Source organism: Rhodoluna sp. (assembly GCF_049276775.1).
Taxonomy (GTDB): Bacteria; Actinomycetota; Actinomycetes; order Actinomycetales; family Microbacteriaceae; genus Rhodoluna.
Genome location: NZ_JBASXC010000009.1, coordinates 23,488 through 40,355, shown reverse-complemented (window position 1 = coordinate 40,355; position 16,868 = coordinate 23,488). Strand labels below are relative to the sequence as shown.

15 protein-coding genes are annotated in these 16,868 nt (G+C 51.5%); 14 read left to right on the top strand and 1 reads right to left on the bottom strand.

Annotated features, from left to right (window positions below; genetic code table 11):
* The 5 genes from WAO31_RS00650 to WAO31_RS00630 all read left to right on the top strand — a co-directional run.
* Window positions 1-1,260: EF-Tu/IF-2/RF-3 family GTPase (locus tag WAO31_RS00650; protein ID WP_509589011.1), on the top strand; the 1,260-nt coding region annotated here is incomplete at its 5' end.
* A gap of 19 nt (window positions 1,261-1,279) precedes the next feature.
* Complete coding sequence (locus WAO31_RS00645) at window positions 1,280-2,410, top strand: PIG-L deacetylase family protein (RefSeq protein WP_509589009.1); 1,131 nt, start codon at window positions 1,280-1,282, stop codon at window positions 2,408-2,410.
* Between the two features lie 27 nt (window positions 2,411-2,437).
* Window positions 2,438-2,764, top strand: coding sequence for a ferredoxin (gene fdxA / locus WAO31_RS00640; protein WP_509589007.1), 327 nt, complete (start codon window positions 2,438-2,440; stop codon window positions 2,762-2,764).
* Entirely contained in the window at window positions 2,765-3,874 is a 1,110-nt protein-coding gene (dapC, locus tag WAO31_RS00635) for a succinyldiaminopimelate transaminase (RefSeq protein WP_509589005.1), read from the top strand.
* A 33-nt stretch (window positions 3,875-3,907) separates the two neighbouring features.
* The gene (locus tag WAO31_RS00630; protein WP_509589003.1) at window positions 3,908-5,182 is read left to right on the top strand and encodes a citrate synthase; all 1,275 of its coding nucleotides are present in this window, start codon (window positions 3,908-3,910) and stop codon (window positions 5,180-5,182) included.
* On the opposite strand, the gene rsmD is transcribed toward WAO31_RS00630, so the two are convergent.
* On the bottom strand, window positions 5,179-5,745 hold the full coding sequence (gene rsmD / locus WAO31_RS00625) for a 16S rRNA (guanine(966)-N(2))-methyltransferase RsmD (protein WP_509589001.1): 567 nt from the start codon (window positions 5,743-5,745) through the stop codon (window positions 5,179-5,181). The genes WAO31_RS00630 and rsmD overlap by 4 nt on opposite strands.
* Window positions 5,746-5,796: 51 nt before the next feature.
* Here rsmD and recG point away from each other — a divergent pair, with 51 nt between their 5' ends.
* The 9 genes from recG (at window position 5,797) to ffh (ending at window position 16,804) form a co-directional block, all read left to right on the top strand.
* The gene (gene recG / locus WAO31_RS00620; protein WP_509588999.1) at window positions 5,797-7,896 is read left to right on the top strand and encodes an ATP-dependent DNA helicase RecG; all 2,100 of its coding nucleotides are present in this window, start codon (window positions 5,797-5,799) and stop codon (window positions 7,894-7,896) included.
* A 28-nt stretch (window positions 7,897-7,924) separates the two neighbouring features.
* A complete protein-coding gene (gene coaD, locus WAO31_RS00615) occupies window positions 7,925-8,413 on the top strand; it encodes a pantetheine-phosphate adenylyltransferase (RefSeq protein WP_509588997.1) in 489 nt (162 codons plus the stop codon).
* Complete coding sequence (locus tag WAO31_RS00610; RefSeq protein WP_509588995.1) at window positions 8,410-8,913, top strand: YceD family protein; 504 nt, start codon at window positions 8,410-8,412, stop codon at window positions 8,911-8,913. The genes coaD and WAO31_RS00610 overlap by 4 nt, the downstream gene beginning before the upstream one ends.
* Before the next feature lie 3 nt (window positions 8,914-8,916).
* Window positions 8,917-9,120 (top strand): 50S ribosomal protein L32, encoded by a 204-nt coding sequence (gene rpmF / locus WAO31_RS00605; RefSeq protein WP_506557523.1) that lies wholly within the window; start codon window positions 8,917-8,919, stop codon window positions 9,118-9,120.
* Window positions 9,121-9,123: 3 nt separating this feature from the next.
* A complete protein-coding gene (rnc, locus tag WAO31_RS00600; RefSeq protein ID WP_509588992.1) occupies window positions 9,124-9,795 on the top strand; it encodes a ribonuclease III in 672 nt (223 codons plus the stop codon).
* A complete protein-coding gene (gene mutM / locus WAO31_RS00595; RefSeq protein ID WP_509588990.1) occupies window positions 9,796-10,710 on the top strand; it encodes a bifunctional DNA-formamidopyrimidine glycosylase/DNA-(apurinic or apyrimidinic site) lyase in 915 nt (304 codons plus the stop codon). It abuts the gene before it with no gap.
* A gap of 86 nt (window positions 10,711-10,796) precedes the next feature.
* A complete protein-coding gene (smc, locus tag WAO31_RS00590) occupies window positions 10,797-14,306 on the top strand; it encodes a chromosome segregation protein SMC (protein WP_509588988.1) in 3,510 nt (1,169 codons plus the stop codon).
* Complete coding sequence (gene ftsY, locus WAO31_RS00585; RefSeq protein WP_509588986.1) at window positions 14,306-15,286, top strand: signal recognition particle-docking protein FtsY; 981 nt, start codon at window positions 14,306-14,308, stop codon at window positions 15,284-15,286. The genes smc and ftsY overlap by 1 nt, the downstream gene beginning before the upstream one ends.
* A gap of 27 nt (window positions 15,287-15,313) precedes the next feature.
* Window positions 15,314-16,804, top strand: coding sequence for a signal recognition particle protein (gene ffh, locus WAO31_RS00580; RefSeq protein ID WP_509588984.1), 1,491 nt, complete (start codon window positions 15,314-15,316; stop codon window positions 16,802-16,804).
* Window positions 16,805-16,868 lie beyond the last annotated feature (64 nt).

Below are 16,868 nucleotides of genomic sequence, written 5' to 3'. Positions count from 1 at the left end.
AAATATATTCCTGCGCCAAAATATGACGCCGATGCACCTCTTCAGGCTCACGTCACCAACTTGGACGCATCCCCATTTCTTGGAAGACTTGCCTTGCTGCGAGTTTTCAACGGAACCATCAAAAAGGGTCAGATGGTCGCATGGGTTAGACAAACCGGCGAAACACAAAACGTGAAAATCACGGAGCTACTAATAACCAAGGCCCTTGATCGTTTTCCAACCGATGAGGCCGGTCCGGGCGACATTGTTGCGGTTGCCGGGATTGAGGAAATCACCATCGGTGAAACCTTGGCCGACCCGAATGACGTCAGACCACTGCCACTAATTTCAGTTGACGACCCGGCAATCTCGATGACGATCGGCATCAACACATCCCCAATGGCCGGTCGCGTCAAGGGCGCCAAAGTAACCGCTCGTTTGGTAAAGGACAGACTTGACCGCGAGCTCATAGGAAACGTGTCAATCAAGGTTTTGCCAACAGAGCGCCCCGACGCCTGGGAGGTTCAAGGCCGCGGAGAGCTAGCCCTGGCAATTTTGGTTGAGCAAATGAGACGCGAGGGTTACGAGCTAACTGTTGGTAAGCCTCAGGTTGTTACCCGAAAGGTCGATGGCAAGCTCCACGAGCCCGTTGAGGATCTAACTATCGATGTTCCTGAGGAATTTTTGGGTTCAATCACTCAGCTTCTTGCTTCTCGCAAGGGCCGCATGAAGAACATGATCAACCATGGAACCGGTTGGGTTCGGATGGAGTTCATGGTTCCATCTCGTGGTCTGATTGGTTTCCGAACGGAGTTTTTGACTACCACCCGTGGCACCGGTATTGCTAACGCAATTTCGGCTGGCTACGAGCCTTGGTTTGGTGAGATTGTAACCCGAACCAATGGATCTCTCATTGCCGACCGAGCTGGAGCTGTCACTCCGTTCGCCTTAATAGGTCTTCAGGAGCGAGGAACTTTCTTCGTTGAGCCAACCGATGAGGTTTATGCCGGTCAGGTAGTCGGAGAAAACTCTCGCGCCGATGACATGGATGTAAACATCACCAAGGAAAAAAAGCTCACCAACATGAGAGCGTCCTCCAGCGAAGATTTCGAGAAGCTTACCCCGCCTCGCAAGCTCTCTTTGGAAGAGTGTCTTGAATTTGCTCGCGAGGACGAGTGCGTTGAGGTGACTCCCGAAGGCACCCGTATTCGCAAGGTTGAGCTAGACCCAAACCTAAGGGCTAGGGCCGCATCCGCTAGAAAACGAGCTAGCGACAGCTAAAACGCTTAGAGTTGTGACTATGGCTAAAGCTACTTTTAACCCAAAAAGGGTGCTTTTGGTGCACGCGCATCCGGACGACGAGTCGCTTTTCACAGGCCACGTAATTGCCGATCGAGCAGAAGCCGGTTCTGAGGTGATGGTTTTCACTCTTACCCGCGGTGAGCGCGGACGCGTAAAGCTTGAAGATCTAAAACCCCTCGAGGGAAACCTAGCTTCAATGGGCGAGTTCCGATCTAACGAACTGCGTAATGCATTGGCTCAATTTGGAAACGTCAAGCACAAATTTGCTGGCACCCGCGCTTACCTTGACTCAGGTATGAGATTGAACGCTTTTGGAAAACCGATCAAGGCTCGCAAAACTGATGAGATGTCGCTGTCCTCGGTTTCAACGGCTGTTATATCCGACGATATTTACCAGGTTCTCAGGGAATTCAAGCCTGATACGGTTATCACCTACAACCGCAAGGGTGGATTCGGACATCCGGATCACAAAAAAGCTCACGAGGCAACCGCGATGGCGCTTCGACGATTCACCAGGGACGCCAAGTTTAAGACTCCGCAGTTTTGGGTGATATCGGAACCAGGTGAAAGATTTGACGTTGAGATTGGTGGTGGGAAGACCGCTCCAAAGAAAAAATCGGCGCTCGAGCAACACGCCAGCCAAGTTTCTATCGGGCGTGAAACCTACTCCCTGGTTCCCGGTCGAGAGTTTCGTTTTGACACCCCCGAGCGTCTTCGCAAGGCTTCTACGAGGCCATGGCTCTGGCTGAAGCCGGTATTTCTAGCGCTATGGGCCCTACCCCTTGGCATCTTGCTGGGCTTTGCAGGAACGCTTCTGCACTCTGTCACGGCTTCGGATGAGGCCAGAACCCCGATCGGTTTGATTGTCGCCTTGGTGATGACCTTCTCGCTCGCGGTTGCCCTCCGTTTGCTGCGAAATTCCAGGGGAGCGCTTTATCTCATGAGCTTTACCCTCGCTGGAACAGTGTTCTGGCTTTCTCGCCCGAGCGCAGCTGGGGATGCGCTGATAATCGCTAACGATGCGGGAAATATTTGGGTTTATGGTTCGTTGATTATCTGCGCGGTCGTAATTTTGTTTCCAAAGTTAAGACCCGGCACCTGGGCGAAAAACGCTTCCGGACATCGCTAGTAAAATAGAGCCAGGAAGGATTTCCAAATGACCTACATCATCGCTTTGCCCTGTGTGGACCTGAAAGATAAGGCCTGCATCGAGGAGTGCCCGGTAGATTGCATCTACGAGGGTGATCGCATGCTCTACATCCACCCGGATGAGTGCGTTGACTGCGGTGCGTGTGAGCCGGTTTGCCCCGTTGAAGCCATCTACTACGAGGACGATGTTCCCGAGCAGTGGGCAGATTACTACAAGGCAAATGTTGAATTTTTCGAGACCGTTGGCTCTCCAGGCGGTGCCGCTAAGGTCGGACCAATCCCCGGGGATCACCCAATAATTGCAGCCTTACCGCCTCAACCTCAACAGGCCTAAGTGTTTACCGATCTGCCTGAGTACCCCTGGCAATCCCTAAAGCCTTTTAGCGAAAAAGCTGCCCTACACAAAGACGGCGCAATTGATCTTTCAGTGGGTTCGCCCATCGACGCAACACCCAAGGTTGTGCAAGACGCCCTAAGGAATTTCTCTAATGCTCCGGGCTACCCATCCACTGCAGGAACTCTAGAATTTCGCGAGTCTGTGGCCAAGTGGTTAAGCACGCGTCGAGGAGTGTCGGGAATTGACCCGGATCAGGTAATGCCCACCATCGGTTCAAAAGAACTCATTAGTTGGCTGCCGGTGCTTTTGGGATTAAGAAAGGGTGATGTAGTTGTTCAGCCCAGAGTTTCTTATACCGCTTATGCGGTTGGCGCTGCCTTTGCCGGCGCAACATTGATTTCGGAGGACGATCCAGAAAAATGGCCATCCAACACCAAGCTGGTTTGGATTAATTCACCCGGAAACCCGGACGGCAAGGTTTTACCCGCCGAAAAATTTGCCAAGGCGGTTTCCAAAGCACGGGAACTGGGTGCCCTACTGGCCTCGGATGAATGCTACGCCGAGCTCGGTTGGACAAAGCCCTGGGATACGCAAGTCATCCCAAGCGTTCTAGATAAAAGAGTCAGCGGCGGTAGCTACGAGGGAATTCTTTGTCTGTATTCGCTTTCCAAGCAGTCGAACATGGCTGGTTACCGCGCTGCCTTTGCGGTTGGTTCGAAGCAGCTAATAAAGGATTTGGTGAATCTTCGAATGCATGCCGGCATGATCATGCCGCTACCAACCCAGCAGGCAGTGATTGCTGCGCTTGGAGACACAGAGCACGTTCAAGCCGAAAAGGGAATTTACAGAAAGCGTCGTGATGTTCTATTGAAGGCTGTTCGAAGCTACGGCTTCGAGCTATCAGATAGCGAAGCTGGTCTTTACCTGTGGGCCACCTTGAACGAGGACTGTTGGGTCACAGTTGAGAAGATGGCCCAGTTGGGCATTGTCGTCGTTCCCGGCAGCTTCTATGGGGAATTTGCGACAAAGCATGTGCGCTTTTCGCTCACCGCCACGGATCAAGACATTGCCCGGGCCGCTGACAGACTCGAAAATGCTTTAGGCTAAAAAGGTAAATTTTTTGTTATTGCTAGGAGCGCTTTGACTGACAACGAAAAAGTAGTTATCAGCTACAAAGACAACACCGCTGAATTTCCAGTGGTTTCCGCAAGCGTCGGATCCGACGCCATGGATATAGGCAAACTTCAGGCAACCCTAGGACGTCACACTTTTGACCAGGGTTTTGTAAACACCGCCTCGACCAAATCTTTCATCACCTTTATTGATGGTGATGCCGGCATCTTGCGCTACCGCGGATACCCAATTGAGCAGTTAGCCGCAAAAAAATCTTTTCTTGACGTAAGTCACCTACTCATTTATGGAGAGCTGCCAAACAAGACTCAGCTCGATGCCTTCGATCAGAGCATTCGTCGCCACACGTTGATTCATGAAGATTTGAAGCGATTCTTTGACGCCTTTCCACAAAATGCGCATCCGATGTCGGTTCTTGCTTCAGGAGTATCTGCGCTTTCTACTTTTTATCAGGACTCACTGGATCCGCACGATCCTGAGCAGGTTGAATTGTCAACCAGGAGACTGCTCGCGAAACTTCCAGTGCTGGCAGCCTACGCACACAAGAAGAGCCTGGGACAAGCACTGCTGTACCCGGACAATTCTCTGTCAATGGTAGAAAACTTTCTGCGCCTAAACTTTGGAACTCAGGCCGAGGCCTATATCCAGAACCCAATCGTGACCAAGGCGCTTGACACACTTTTGATTTTGCACGCCGACCATGAGCAGAACTGCTCGACCTCAACTGTTCGCTTGGTTGGCTCAGCTCAGGCAAACCTATTTGCTTCGGTTTCTGCTGGAATCAACGCCCTGTTTGGGCCACTGCACGGTGGTGCCAACGAGGCAGTACTTGACATGCTCACCGATATTCGTAGTTCGGGTGAATCGGTGCAGCGCTTTGTTGAAAGAGTAAAGAACAAAGAAGAGGGCATCCGCTTGATGGGCTTTGGCCACAGGATCTATAAGAACTTTGACCCGCGGGCCACAATCGTCAAGGCCACCGCTGACAAGGTACTTGCCGACCTTGGAATCTCTGATCCGTTGCTGGACATAGCTAAAGAGCTCGAGGAATCAGCTCTGGCTGATCCGTATTTTGCCGAGCGCAAGCTCTACCCGAACGTTGATTTTTATACCGGCGTGATCTACAAGGCAATGGGTTTCCCGACGAGGATGTTTACGCCACTATTCGCTCTCGGAAGACTTCCCGGTTGGATCTCGCACTGGCGCGAGATGATGCAGGATCCGAATAACCGCATTGGAAGACCTCAGCAGGTGTACCTCGGCGAAGCCGAAAGAAGTATCTAGCTGGGCTTTAACCAGTAAACGGAAGTATCCCCAAAGTTTTTCGTTTCCAATAATTCGTAGCCAGCTGTTGAAATTGGATTGGCTCGAGCTGATCGCTCCACTAGAACTAGAGCTTTATTTGAAAGCGATCCATGCAGGCTTTCGAGGTTCTTTTCCACTTCCTCGTTTGCTATTTCATAAGGGGGATCAATAAATACCAAGTCAAAAACTTGCGAGTTATTCTCAAGAAACTTCTGAACCGGTTGAATCTGGACCTTCGCGCTAACCTCGTGGTCTTCGTTCAAAAGAGCGTCTTGAATCAATCGAGAGTTTTGGATGCATACTCCTGCAGCTTGTTTATTACTTTCAACTAATAGCGCTGATGTCGCACCGCGACTCAGGGCTTCGAGCCCCAGCGCACCGGTTCCAGCGTAAAGGTCTAATACGGAAGCTTTCTGTAGTGCATCTTTGGACTCTAGCGAGCTAAAAATACTCTCGCGAATCCGGTCAGATGTTGGCCGCGTACTTTTAGCCGGAGAGGTCAGCTTTCTTGAGCCAACTAGCCCACCAATAATTCTCGTCATGTCTGGCAAAGCCTAACCGCTTTTAGCTGCTCGCTCGTGGAAGATTGAAGCATGCTGCTACCAACCACTTCTTTGGACCGAGTCTTGGGTGATAAAACAGCCAAGAGTTTCGCAAAGAATCTTGGACTCAAGACTGTGGCGGATCTTCTGCAGCACTATCCGAGGCGCTACTCAAATAGAGGTGAACTCACTCCGATTGCTAATCTGCCGATAGGCGAGTCTCTATCGATCGTTGCCGAGGTTGTGGACGCCAGAGAGCGGCGTACCAAAGGTCGGGTAAGCCATATCCTCGAGGTTCGAATCACCGACGGTAGTGGATTTTTGTCACTTACTTTTTTCAATCAGGCCTGGAGGCAAAGGGATCTAAAACCTGGAGTGAGGGGCCTGTTTGCTGGAAAAATCGGCGAGTATCAGGGCAAGCTTCAACTTGCGCACCCGGACTATGAACTGTTTGCCGATGAACCCTCACAGTTTGATGCCAGGGCTTGGGCTGATCAGCCCATTCCCATTTACCCGGCTTCTGCGACTGTAACGACCTGGATGATTCAAAAAGCCATTGGGATTTTGTTAGACACGCTCGAGCCAATTGCCGACGAAGTTCCCGAAAAGCTTTTGAAAAAACACAAGCTGCTATCAATCAATAAGGCTCTTGAGCAAATTCACAGACCCAAAACCAAATCCGAGGCAAACTCGGCCAAGAAAACTCTGGTCTATCGGGAGGCTTTTTTACTGCAGTCCAATTTGATTCAGCGCAGAGTAAATAATGAGCTGTCTCCTGCTACCTCTCGCGTAAGCAAAGGCGATGGATACCTTTCTCGCTTTGATTCATCCCTACCTTTTACTTTGACAGCCGGTCAGGTTGAAGTCGGCAAGGAGCTCACTTTAGATCTTGCGAAAACGTATCCAATGAACCGATTGCTGCAGGGTGAGGTCGGATCTGGAAAAACACTCGTCGCGCTTCGCGCCATGCTTGCCGTTGCAGACAGCGACGGGCAGTCGGCACTTTTGGCACCAACCGAAGTATTGGCGTCCCAGCACTTTCGCTCAATCGAGAAAAGCCTGGGCGAAGATCTTGCTAAGGAGGTTGGCCTCACCCTTTTGACCGGGCAGCTTCCAACCGATGCCCGAAAGAAAGCAATGCTGCAGGCGGTTTCTGGCAAAGCAAGAATCGTGATTGGAACCCACGCCCTGTTTTCCGAGAAGGTCGAGTTCTATGATCTGGGGCTCGTTGTAATCGACGAGCAACATCGATTTGGAGTTGAACAAAGGGAAAAGCTTCGCCTAAAGGGCAAGCTTTCCCCGCACGTCCTGACCATGACAGCAACCCCAATTCCTAGAACTTTGGCGGTGACAGTATTTGGGGATATGTCGGTTTCCTCGCTCACCGAGCTTCCAGCGGGTCGTAAGGAAATCGATTCTCACGTTGTTAGGGCCGGGGACAAGGCTCTGGTTGCAAGAGTGTGGGAGAGAGTTGCCGAGGAGATTTCCAAGGGCCATCAGGGGTTTGTGGTTTGCCCAAAGATTGACGAGAGCGAGAAAGAACAATCTGGCGCTTCGGTGGAAAAGACAGTTTTGCAGCTCAGAGAAAATCCCGCTTTGGCAGGTCTAAAGATTCAGGAGCTGCACGGCCGGATGGATGCTGATCAAAAGGCAGAAATCATGCAGGCTTTCAGCTCGAGACAAATTGACTTACTTGTTTCCACAACCGTCATTGAAGTTGGGGTGGATGTTCCGAACGCGACCGTGATGGTAATCCTAGATGCCGATAACTTTGGAATTTCCCAGCTTCATCAGCTTCGGGGAAGAGTTGGCCGAGGGTCGGCCAAGGGCTTGTGCCTCTTATTGACAGCAGCCGAGAATGACTCGATAGCACTCGAAAGAATTGGTGCGGTAGCTGAGGAAAGCGATGGGTTCAAGCTGAGTGAAATTGATCTAGAGCTTCGCCGCGAGGGGGATGTGCTGGGGGCAACCCAGTCCGGAGGGCGATCTAGTCTGCGCTTACTGAGGGTTATCCAGGATGCCGAACTGATTCAAAAGGTCCGTCTCGAGGTCGAGGAGTTGTTCGAAACCGACCCTAATCTCGATAATTCACCGATTCTTAGAGCGTTGCTCGAGCAGGTAAACAGCGCGGAGAATCTGGCCAAGGGCTAGCCCCCGCAATTGTTGCTAACCTTGGACCATGGCAAAACTCGCCGTCTACCCGGGTTCATTTGACCCCATCACTCTTGGCCACGTCGATATCATCGCGCGGGCTGCTTCGCTGTTTGACGAGCTTGAAGTACTGGTGGTGCACAACCCCGATAAAGCGCCCCGCTTTACAAGTGCCGAGCGTGTGCAACTAATCAAAGACTCACTTTCAGAAGCCGGGGTAAAGGAACAAAACATAAAGGTGACCGAACTATCTTCTGGGTTGCTGGTTGATTACCTGAGGGAAGTAGGAGCAAAAGTTTTACTTAAGGGATTTCGAAGCAACGTGGATTTGGATTACGAGCTTCCGATGGCCAAGGTCAACCGGGACTTGAGTGGAATCGAGACGGTGTTTATTGCGGCTGACCCGCAATACGGCTTGGTTGCAAGCTCGCTCGTTAGACAGGTAGCAGAACTTGGTGGGCCGGTTGAGAACTATGTCTCGAAGGCCGTGGCAAATGCCCTTGGGAGCAAAAAGTGACAAATTTTGTAGTGGCAGTTAATGACCTCACCAGAAGGCCCGGTCAGATGAACGAGCTTGAGCTCGATATCGCGCTGGTCGATTCAATGGGTCAGGGACTGGCTACGGTTCCAGCCGGTGAGGTAATCGAACTAAACCTTCGGTTGGAGTCGGTGCATGAGGGGATTTTGGCAAGCGGAGAGGTGGACACCACGGCCATCGCAGAGTGCTCGAGGTGCCTTGAGCCCCTGAAACTGGCGGTCGAGGTGGATTTCCAAGAGCTTTTCGCCTATTCTTTAGAGCAGGAAGATGATTTCCTGGTTCAGGAAGAGAAAATCGACCTTGAGCAGGCCATCACCGATGCGGTAGTTTTAAGCCTTCCGTTCAAACCCGTTTGCAGCCAAGACTGTTTAGGTCTTTGCCCTGAATGCGGTGTGAAAATGGCAGAAGACCCGAACCACGTTCATCAGGCGCAGATTGATTCTCGCTGGAGTGAATTAGAAAGCTTTAGGAAAGAGTAAGAAATGCCAGTACCAAAAAGACGCATGTCGCGTTCCAACACTCGTGCACGCCGCTCGCAGTGGAAGGCCGCTCCAATCACCCTGGTAAAGAGCATTGAAAACGGTAAGACCGTTTACTCTCTTCCACACCGCGCGAAGCTAGTCGAAGACTCAGCCGGCAACGCACTATTCATGGAGTACAAGGGCCGCAAGGTCGCAGACGCTTAAAGCATGAATCTAGATGCGCTGGGTAAATCCCTTGGCGTTGAAATTGAGCCTCAGCTTTTGGAGCTTGCCCTCACTCACCGTTCCTATTCTTACGAAAACGGTAGAGGCCCCAACAATGAACGTCTCGAGTTTCTGGGCGACGCCATTCTTGGATTTTTAGTCACCGCACATATTCACGATCACTTCCCCGACCTTGACGAGGGTGAACTCACCAAGCTCAAGAACGCTGTTGTTAGTGCACCAGCTTTAGCCGAAGCAGCCATCGCACTAGATCTAGGTTCACACCTTTTACTTGGCAAGGGCGAGATACAAACTGGCGGCAGAGAAAAACAAAACTTACTCGCTGACTGCTTCGAAGCAGTTCTAGGGGCGGCTTTTGTATCGAAGGGGATGCCTGCTGCCTCAAAAATTGTTGATCGGTTTATTTTGCCGATGCTTTCTGATCCAAAGCAGCTGCTTGACTCTTCAGACCCCAAGACCACTTTGCTTGAGGTGCTTCAAGCTGCTGGCAAACCCCAGCCTATTTATCAGGTCACTCACGAGGGACCCGATCACGACCGTACTTTTTTTGCAACGCTGGTTATCGACGGTGAAGTTGCAGCCACCGCAGAGGGTAGATCCAGAAAACTTGCCGAGACCAATGCCGCCATAAAGGCTTTGGCAACTTTCAAGTAAATGCCTGAGCTTCCAGAGGTTGAGACCGTTAGGTCGGGTCTTGCTAAATCCATTACCGGAGCAACCGTCACCGGGATAAGAATCCACGACGCAAGAAGCCTAAAAAAACACCGCAGCGGCATCAGTGATTTCAGACAAAAGCTCCTGGGTGTCAAGATTCTGGACGTTGTCAGACGCGGTAAGTTTCTCTGGCTTCCTCTTGAAAGTGAAGCTACGGCGCTGGTAGGCCATCTGGGGATGAGTGGGCAAATGCTGATTCGCACCCCTGATTACCCGGAAGACAAACTAAATCGCGTCACAATTGAATTTGAAACTCCATCCGGAAAGCCCCTTGAGCTTAGGTTTGTTGACCAGCGGATATTTGGATCTCTCGCAATTGACGACTTGGTTCAAACCCGCGACGGGGGAGTAGGTGGGTTTAGTGCCGGGAAGAATAAATCAAAGCCCTGGCAGAATCTAATACCAGTGTCCGCGGAGCACATAGCCCGAGACCCACTAGATAATGCCTTCGACCTTGACGCTGTGGTTAGCAAGATGAAAACCAAAAAAAGCGGTATCAAGCGGGTGATTTTGGATCAGAATCTACTGAGTGGCATCGGCAATATCTACGCCGATGAATCGCTTTGGCTTGCGAAGCTGCATTTTGACCGGTCTTCAGATGGCATCTCCAAGTCCAAACTGACAGAGCTCCTTGAGATTTCCAAGCAGGTACTTCAGGCGGCGGTTGTGCAGGGAGGGACCTCATTTGACCAGCAGTACAAGAACGTGAACGGGGAATCGGGCTACTTTTCCCAGCAGCTCTATGCCTATGGACAGACCGATAAGCCCTGCGCGAGGTGCCAAACACCCATCAGGCGTCAGGCCTGGGCCAACAGGGGGTCCCACTTTTGCCCCAAATGCCAGCGTCCAAGATAGCGGTCCAAGGCACCTCAAAAATGGGGTAATTTTAGATACTGCTGGGCCAGTAGGCCGGGTTTTTATCCATGAGGGGTTGAGTCAAGTTGCATCTCAAAAGCCTTACCCTCAAAGGGTTCAAGTCTTTTGCTCAACCCACGACTTTTCAGTTTGAGCGCGGTGTCACGTGTGTGGTGGGTCCCAACGGATCTGGCAAGTCAAACGTTGTAGACGCCCTCGCCTGGGTAATGGGCGAGCAAGGAGCCAAAACTCTTCGCGGTGGAAAAATGGAAGATGTCATCTTCGCCGGCACCGCAACCAAGGGTCCATTGGGTCGCGCAGAGGTAATGCTCACAATCGATAACACAGATGGTGCGCTTCCAATCGAATACGCAGAAGTCACGATCTCTCGAACCCTGTTTAGAAGTGGTGGTTCCGAATACGCAATCAATGGTGACCCCTGTCGACTCCTTGATGTTCAAGAACTCCTGAGCGACTCAGGCCTTGGTCGAGAGATGCACGTAATCGTGGGTCAGGGCCAGCTGGACAGCGTTCTTCGCGCAACTCCCGAAGAAAGACGGGGCTTTATCGAAGAAGCCGCCGGAATCTTGAAGCACCGTCGTCGCAAGGAAAAAACAGAGCGCAAGATTGAAGCCATGCAGGCGAACCTTGCAAGACTCAGTGACTTAGCAGGGGAAGTGCGTCGCCAGCTAAAGCCCTTGGGTCAGCAGGCTGAAATAGCTAGAGAAGCTCAGAACATTGCGTCCCAGGCCAGAGATGCCAAGTCAAGAATCTTGGCCAACGACATCGTCCAGATCCAGAGCTCCCTCGAGACCACAGCAACCAGCGAATCCCAGCGCCGCAGCGAGAGAAACATTCTGCAGGAGATGCTTTCCGAGAACACCCAGCGCCTCGGCCAGCTGGAATCCCCAGAGCTTAACCAGAAGCTAGATCGCGCTCGCCAGGTCTCATTTGATTTTGATTCTCTTCAGGAGCGAATTCGTTCGATCTCCAACATCGCAAGCGCAAGAGCTGCACTTCTGGAATCCAGCGATCAGGAGCAAAGTAAGTTTGACATCTCGTCGATCACCGTAGACATCGAAAAAGCCGAGCTAGAAATCGTGAGGTTCCAAGAAGAGGTAGCTCGCCTGAATCAGGAACTTAAAACCGCCGAAGCAAATAGAAACCTAGCCCGAGAAGCACTCGACTCATTCGATTCCAAAGCGCAAGAGCAGAACTCTCTTATCTCCAAATACGACCTTGACCTAGCAGAATTTGCCAACAACGTTAAAGTTGCTGAAAGTAAGCTAGAGGCATTCCGCAACGAGAAAACTCGTCACGAAGAAACTCTTGAAGCTGCAAGATCTCGCCATCTGGAGCAGTCCAGGCAATACCAAGAGCTTGAGTCACTTCTTTCGCAAAATCAGCCAGCTGCCAACAACCTAGAGTCAAACTACGAAGCTGCCCAGCGCGCGGTCTCTGACGCCGCTGCCAAAATTGAATCGATTCGCGATCAGCTGCACGAAGCAGAGCGTGAAAAAGATGCCCTTGCTGGGAAGCGATCAGCTCTTAATTTGACTTTGGAGCAAAAAGACGGTGCCTCCTCTCTTACCCAGGCTCAGCTTCGAGGAATCCGTGGTCTTGTTGCAAACCACATGCGCATCGAACCTGGTTTCGAACAAGCTATTGCTGCAGCACTTGGCTCTCTTGCTGATGCACTGGTAGCTGAGGACATGGAATCGGGTCTTTCGGCTCTAGAGCACCTGAAGAGAACCGACGGTGGTCGAGTCGAGATCATCATCGCTGATGTCGATATTCGTTCCGAACTGTCACTGGGCAATCAGATTGCAGGGGCCAAGTTGGCCTCCGAGGTAGTTAGTGCCCCGGATGGAATCCTGAAGTTGCTCTCATCTGTTGTGATCGTTGATGACCTCGATGCCGCCAGAAGCTATTTCCGCTCCTCCGGCGAAGACCGCCAAGTAATTACCAAGCAGGGAGACGTTCTAACCAGAGCGGTTCTGCGAGGAGGGTCTTCGAGCAAACCTTCCAAGGTAGAGCTTGTTGCAGAGCGTGATGCAGCCGAAGCTGAGCTTGCACGACTTTCTTCAAGAATCGAAACCCTTTCGTCTGAATTGGCTCAGGCTAAATCAAACGAGCTAGCATCTAAGAACTCTGCCAAGCAGTCCCTTGCAGAGCTCAACGAGCAAGATGCCAAGCTGGCATCTCAGGCTGAAAAACTTGGCCGCATACGAGTGCAGGTTGAAGCCCTTGAGAGCGAGCTTGACCGACTAACCGCCGTGGCCGAATCAAATGATCAGGCCATCGCTCAAGCACTCGAGGATCTAGAAACAGCCATTTCTAGACTCCGCGAGTTTGAGAATAAGGGACGCCCCGAACAGTCGATGTCGGATCGAGATCGACTCTCCGAGACACTTGAAAAGGAGCGCTCCAAGGAGCTCGACATTCGAGTGGAGCTAGGGGCAGCTGAAGAGCGCCTTCGCGTTGAGAGTGAAAAGTCTGAGAACCTGAAGAATCAACTAGATTCTTCGAGGACTGCCGTTGAGCAGGCAATTGCTGCGGCCAAGGCCAGAACAGTCCAGCTTCGCTCGGCGAAGCAGGTTCTAAAACTTCTACCGGTTTTGATTGAGAACGTCTCAGAAAGCTCCAATCAGGCCAAGCGTGAATACAACTTGCTAGAGCAGGAGCGAAGCGATCAGTTCCAAGAGCTCACCAAGGTGAGAGGCGACATCGCTTCAATTCAGCAGAAGCTTTCCGAGTTGACTCAGTCTGTTCACGACATCGAATTACAAAACCACGAGAAGCGACTGAACTTAGCAAACCTTGTAACCAGGGCACAGGAAGAACTGGGTCTCGATGAGCAAACTCTGGTGGCTGAGTACGGACCGGATCAACTAATCCCAGGGGAAGACGAAGAAACGGAACCAGAAGTTTTCAACAGAGAAGCCCAGATGCAGCGACTCAAAGACGCCGAGAAGCTTCTTGAAAAATTGGGTCGTGTAAACCCGCTAGCTCTTGAAGAGTTCGCAGCCCTAGAGCAAAGACACAAGTTCCTAACCGACCAGCTTCAGGACCTAACCGAAACTCGCAAGGACCTGATCAAGATCATCGCTGATCTTGATGAAAAGATGCAGGCTATCTTTAGCGATGCTTTCCAGGACACCAAAAAGGCCTTCGAAAAGGTATTCCCCGTGCTGTTCCCAGGTGGTACCGGCTCAATTTTCCTAACTGACCCTGACAATCTTTTGACGACCGGCCTAGAGGTAAACGTAAAGCCAGCTGGAAAAAAGATTGAAAGATTATCCCTTCTCTCCGGTGGTGAAAGATCGCTTGCCGCCGTGGCGCTGATGGTTTCAATCTTCAAGGCTCGCCCTTCGCCGTTCTATGTGATGGACGAGGTTGAGGCTGCCCTGGATGATGCCAACCTGGGTCGACTACTTTCCCTGTTTGAGGATCTGAGAGTTAATTCGCAGCTAATCATCATCACCCACCAAAAGCGCACCATGGAAATCGCGGATGCCCTTTACGGTGTCTCCATGAAGGCTGACGGAATTTCTGCGGTGGTTGGTCAACGGTTGCGTGAGAAGGCCGACGCCTAATGTCATCAATTTTCTTCTGGCGCAAAAAGCGCGAAGAGGAAAAGGTAGCTTCCGATTCGGGCACCGAACAGCAATCTACAGATCAATCAAACCTTACTCAATCTACTTTGCCCTCACGAAGTGCTAAAAAAGGGATTCGCTCACTTTTTGCAATCTCAAAGTTTGACCCCGAGGACCTACAAACCTTAGAGGACATTTTGTTGCAGGCCGATTTTGGACTGGCTGCCTCAGAGAAAATAGTTGCCTCTGTCAGGACCGAGGCAAAGCTGCAAGGCGCCTCAAGTGAACCAGAGCTTAGGAAGATACTGGCTCAGGTAATCGAAAGTGAACTCAGCTCGGAGAGGCGAGAGCTAAATCTGTCAACCGGTAAGTTGCCGTATGTATTTTTGATCGTTGGAGTCAACGGTGCGGGCAAGACAACAACCATAGGCAAATTAGCCAACTGGTTGGCTGAAGGTTCTTGGTCGGTTGTGCTGGGAGCCGCAGATACTTTTAGAGCCGCAGCAGTAAACCAACTCGCCACCTGGGCGGAACGAGCGGGGGTCAAGCTAGTTGGCCCAAAATCTGATGGCCAAGATCCCGCCTCGGTTGCATTCGAAGCAGTTGAAACTGCAATCTCAGATGATGCAGACATCTGCATCATTGATACCGCCGGAAGATTGCAAAACAAGACAGACCTGATGGCTGAGCTCTCAAAGATTCGTCGGGTCATCGAGAAGCGCGCAGAGATTTCCGAGGTACTACTGGTGATTGATGCAACCACTGGACAAAACGGTCTTGCGCAGGCGAAGGCCTTTGCTGAAGTTGCTCAAGTAACCGGTGTAGTGCTCACCAAATTGGATGGAACCGCCAAGGGCGGTATCGCATTCGCAATTCAAAGCGAGTTAGGAATCCCCATAAAGCTCGTCGGAGTTGGCGAGGGGATTAATGATTTTGCATTTTTTGACGCCAAGGAATTTGCCCGCGGGCTAGTGGCTTAGCCTATTCTCGAGGAGAAAAAAAGAAAAGTGTTTGGAAATTTATCAGATCGCTTAGCGGAGACTTTTAAGAATCTCCGTGGTAAGGGCAGGCTTTCACCGGCCGACATCGACGCAACCCTTCGCGAGATTCGCAAGGCCTTGCTCGAGGCCGACGTTGCGCTCGAGGTAGTCAAGTCATTCATCCAAGCGGTTCGCGATCGTGCGCTCGGCGACGAAGTTTCCAGCGCTCTTAATCCTGCTCAACAGGTTGTTCAGATCGTTAACGAGGAGCTTGTCAAGATCCTAGGTGGAGAGCCGAGAAAGCTCCGCTTCGGAAAGACCTCCCCAACCGTAATCATGCTTGCTGGTTTGCAGGGTTCTGGTAAAACAACCCTCGCTGGAAAACTTGCCAAGTGGCTGGTCGCCGAAGGCGAAAGCGTGCTTTTGGTGGCTGCCGATTTGCAGCGTCCAAACGCAGTTGAACAACTGAAGGTTCTAGGCGAAAAAATTTCGGTTGAGGTCTTTGCTCCCGAGGCCGGTTCTGGAAAGGGTGACCCGGTTAGAGTCGCTAAAGATTCAATAGCCCATGCGAAGTCCAGGGGCCTGAGTATGGTTATTGTTGACACTGCGGGACGGCTAGGTGTTGATCAGGAAATGATGCAGCAAGCTGCAAAAATCCGCGATGCCGTCAAACCAGACGAAACGCTATTTGTTATCGACTCGATGCTCGGTCAAGATGCCGTTAATGTCGCCAAGGCTTTCGAAGACGGCGTTGGCATCACGGCCGTGGTGCTATCCAAGCTAGATGGTGACGCCAGAGGCGGCGCCGCGCTCTCGGTCGCTTCCGTTACTGGTAAGCCAATTATTTTCTCGTCCACCGGTGAAGGCCTGGATGCGTTCGAACCGTTCTACCCGGATCGCATGGCGTCTCGAATTCTCGACATGGGTGATGTGCTGACCCTCATCGAGCAAGCTCAGAAGGCCTTCGACGAGGAATCGGCTCAGGAGATGGCCCTGAAGCTTGCCAAAGAAACTTTTACTCTCGAGGATTTTCTTGATCAGATGCAGCAGCTCAGAAAGATGGGATCGCTCAAGTCAATGCTTGCGATGATGCCCGGAGCCGGGCAGATGCGCCAGCAGTTAGACAACTTTGATGAGAAAGAAATTGACCGCACCGAAGCGATCATTCGGTCAATGACCCCTGTGGAGCGTCAAAACCCCAAAGTCTTGAATGGCTCCAGAAGAACCAGAATTGCTAGAGGTTCGGGAATGAGTGTCACGGATGTGAATTCTTTAGTGAACCGGTTCGAGCAGGCCGCCAAGATGATGAAGACGGTGGCCAAGGGTGGAACCCCACAAATCCCTGGTATGCCAGCTGGCATGGGCGGAGTAGTACCGCGCAAAAAGGCCAAGGACAAGAAAAAAGGTGGCTCAAAATCGGGCAATCCGGCCAAGCGAGCAGCTGAGCTAAATGCCAAAGAATTGGGTATAAAGCCGACCTCGGGTGGAGCTGGATCAGCGTTCGGAATAGGCAACTAGCTATCTTTGGCCATTTCTGGCAGAATAAGGAAGTTGTCTAGGGACCTGACCCTCTAACCAGGAA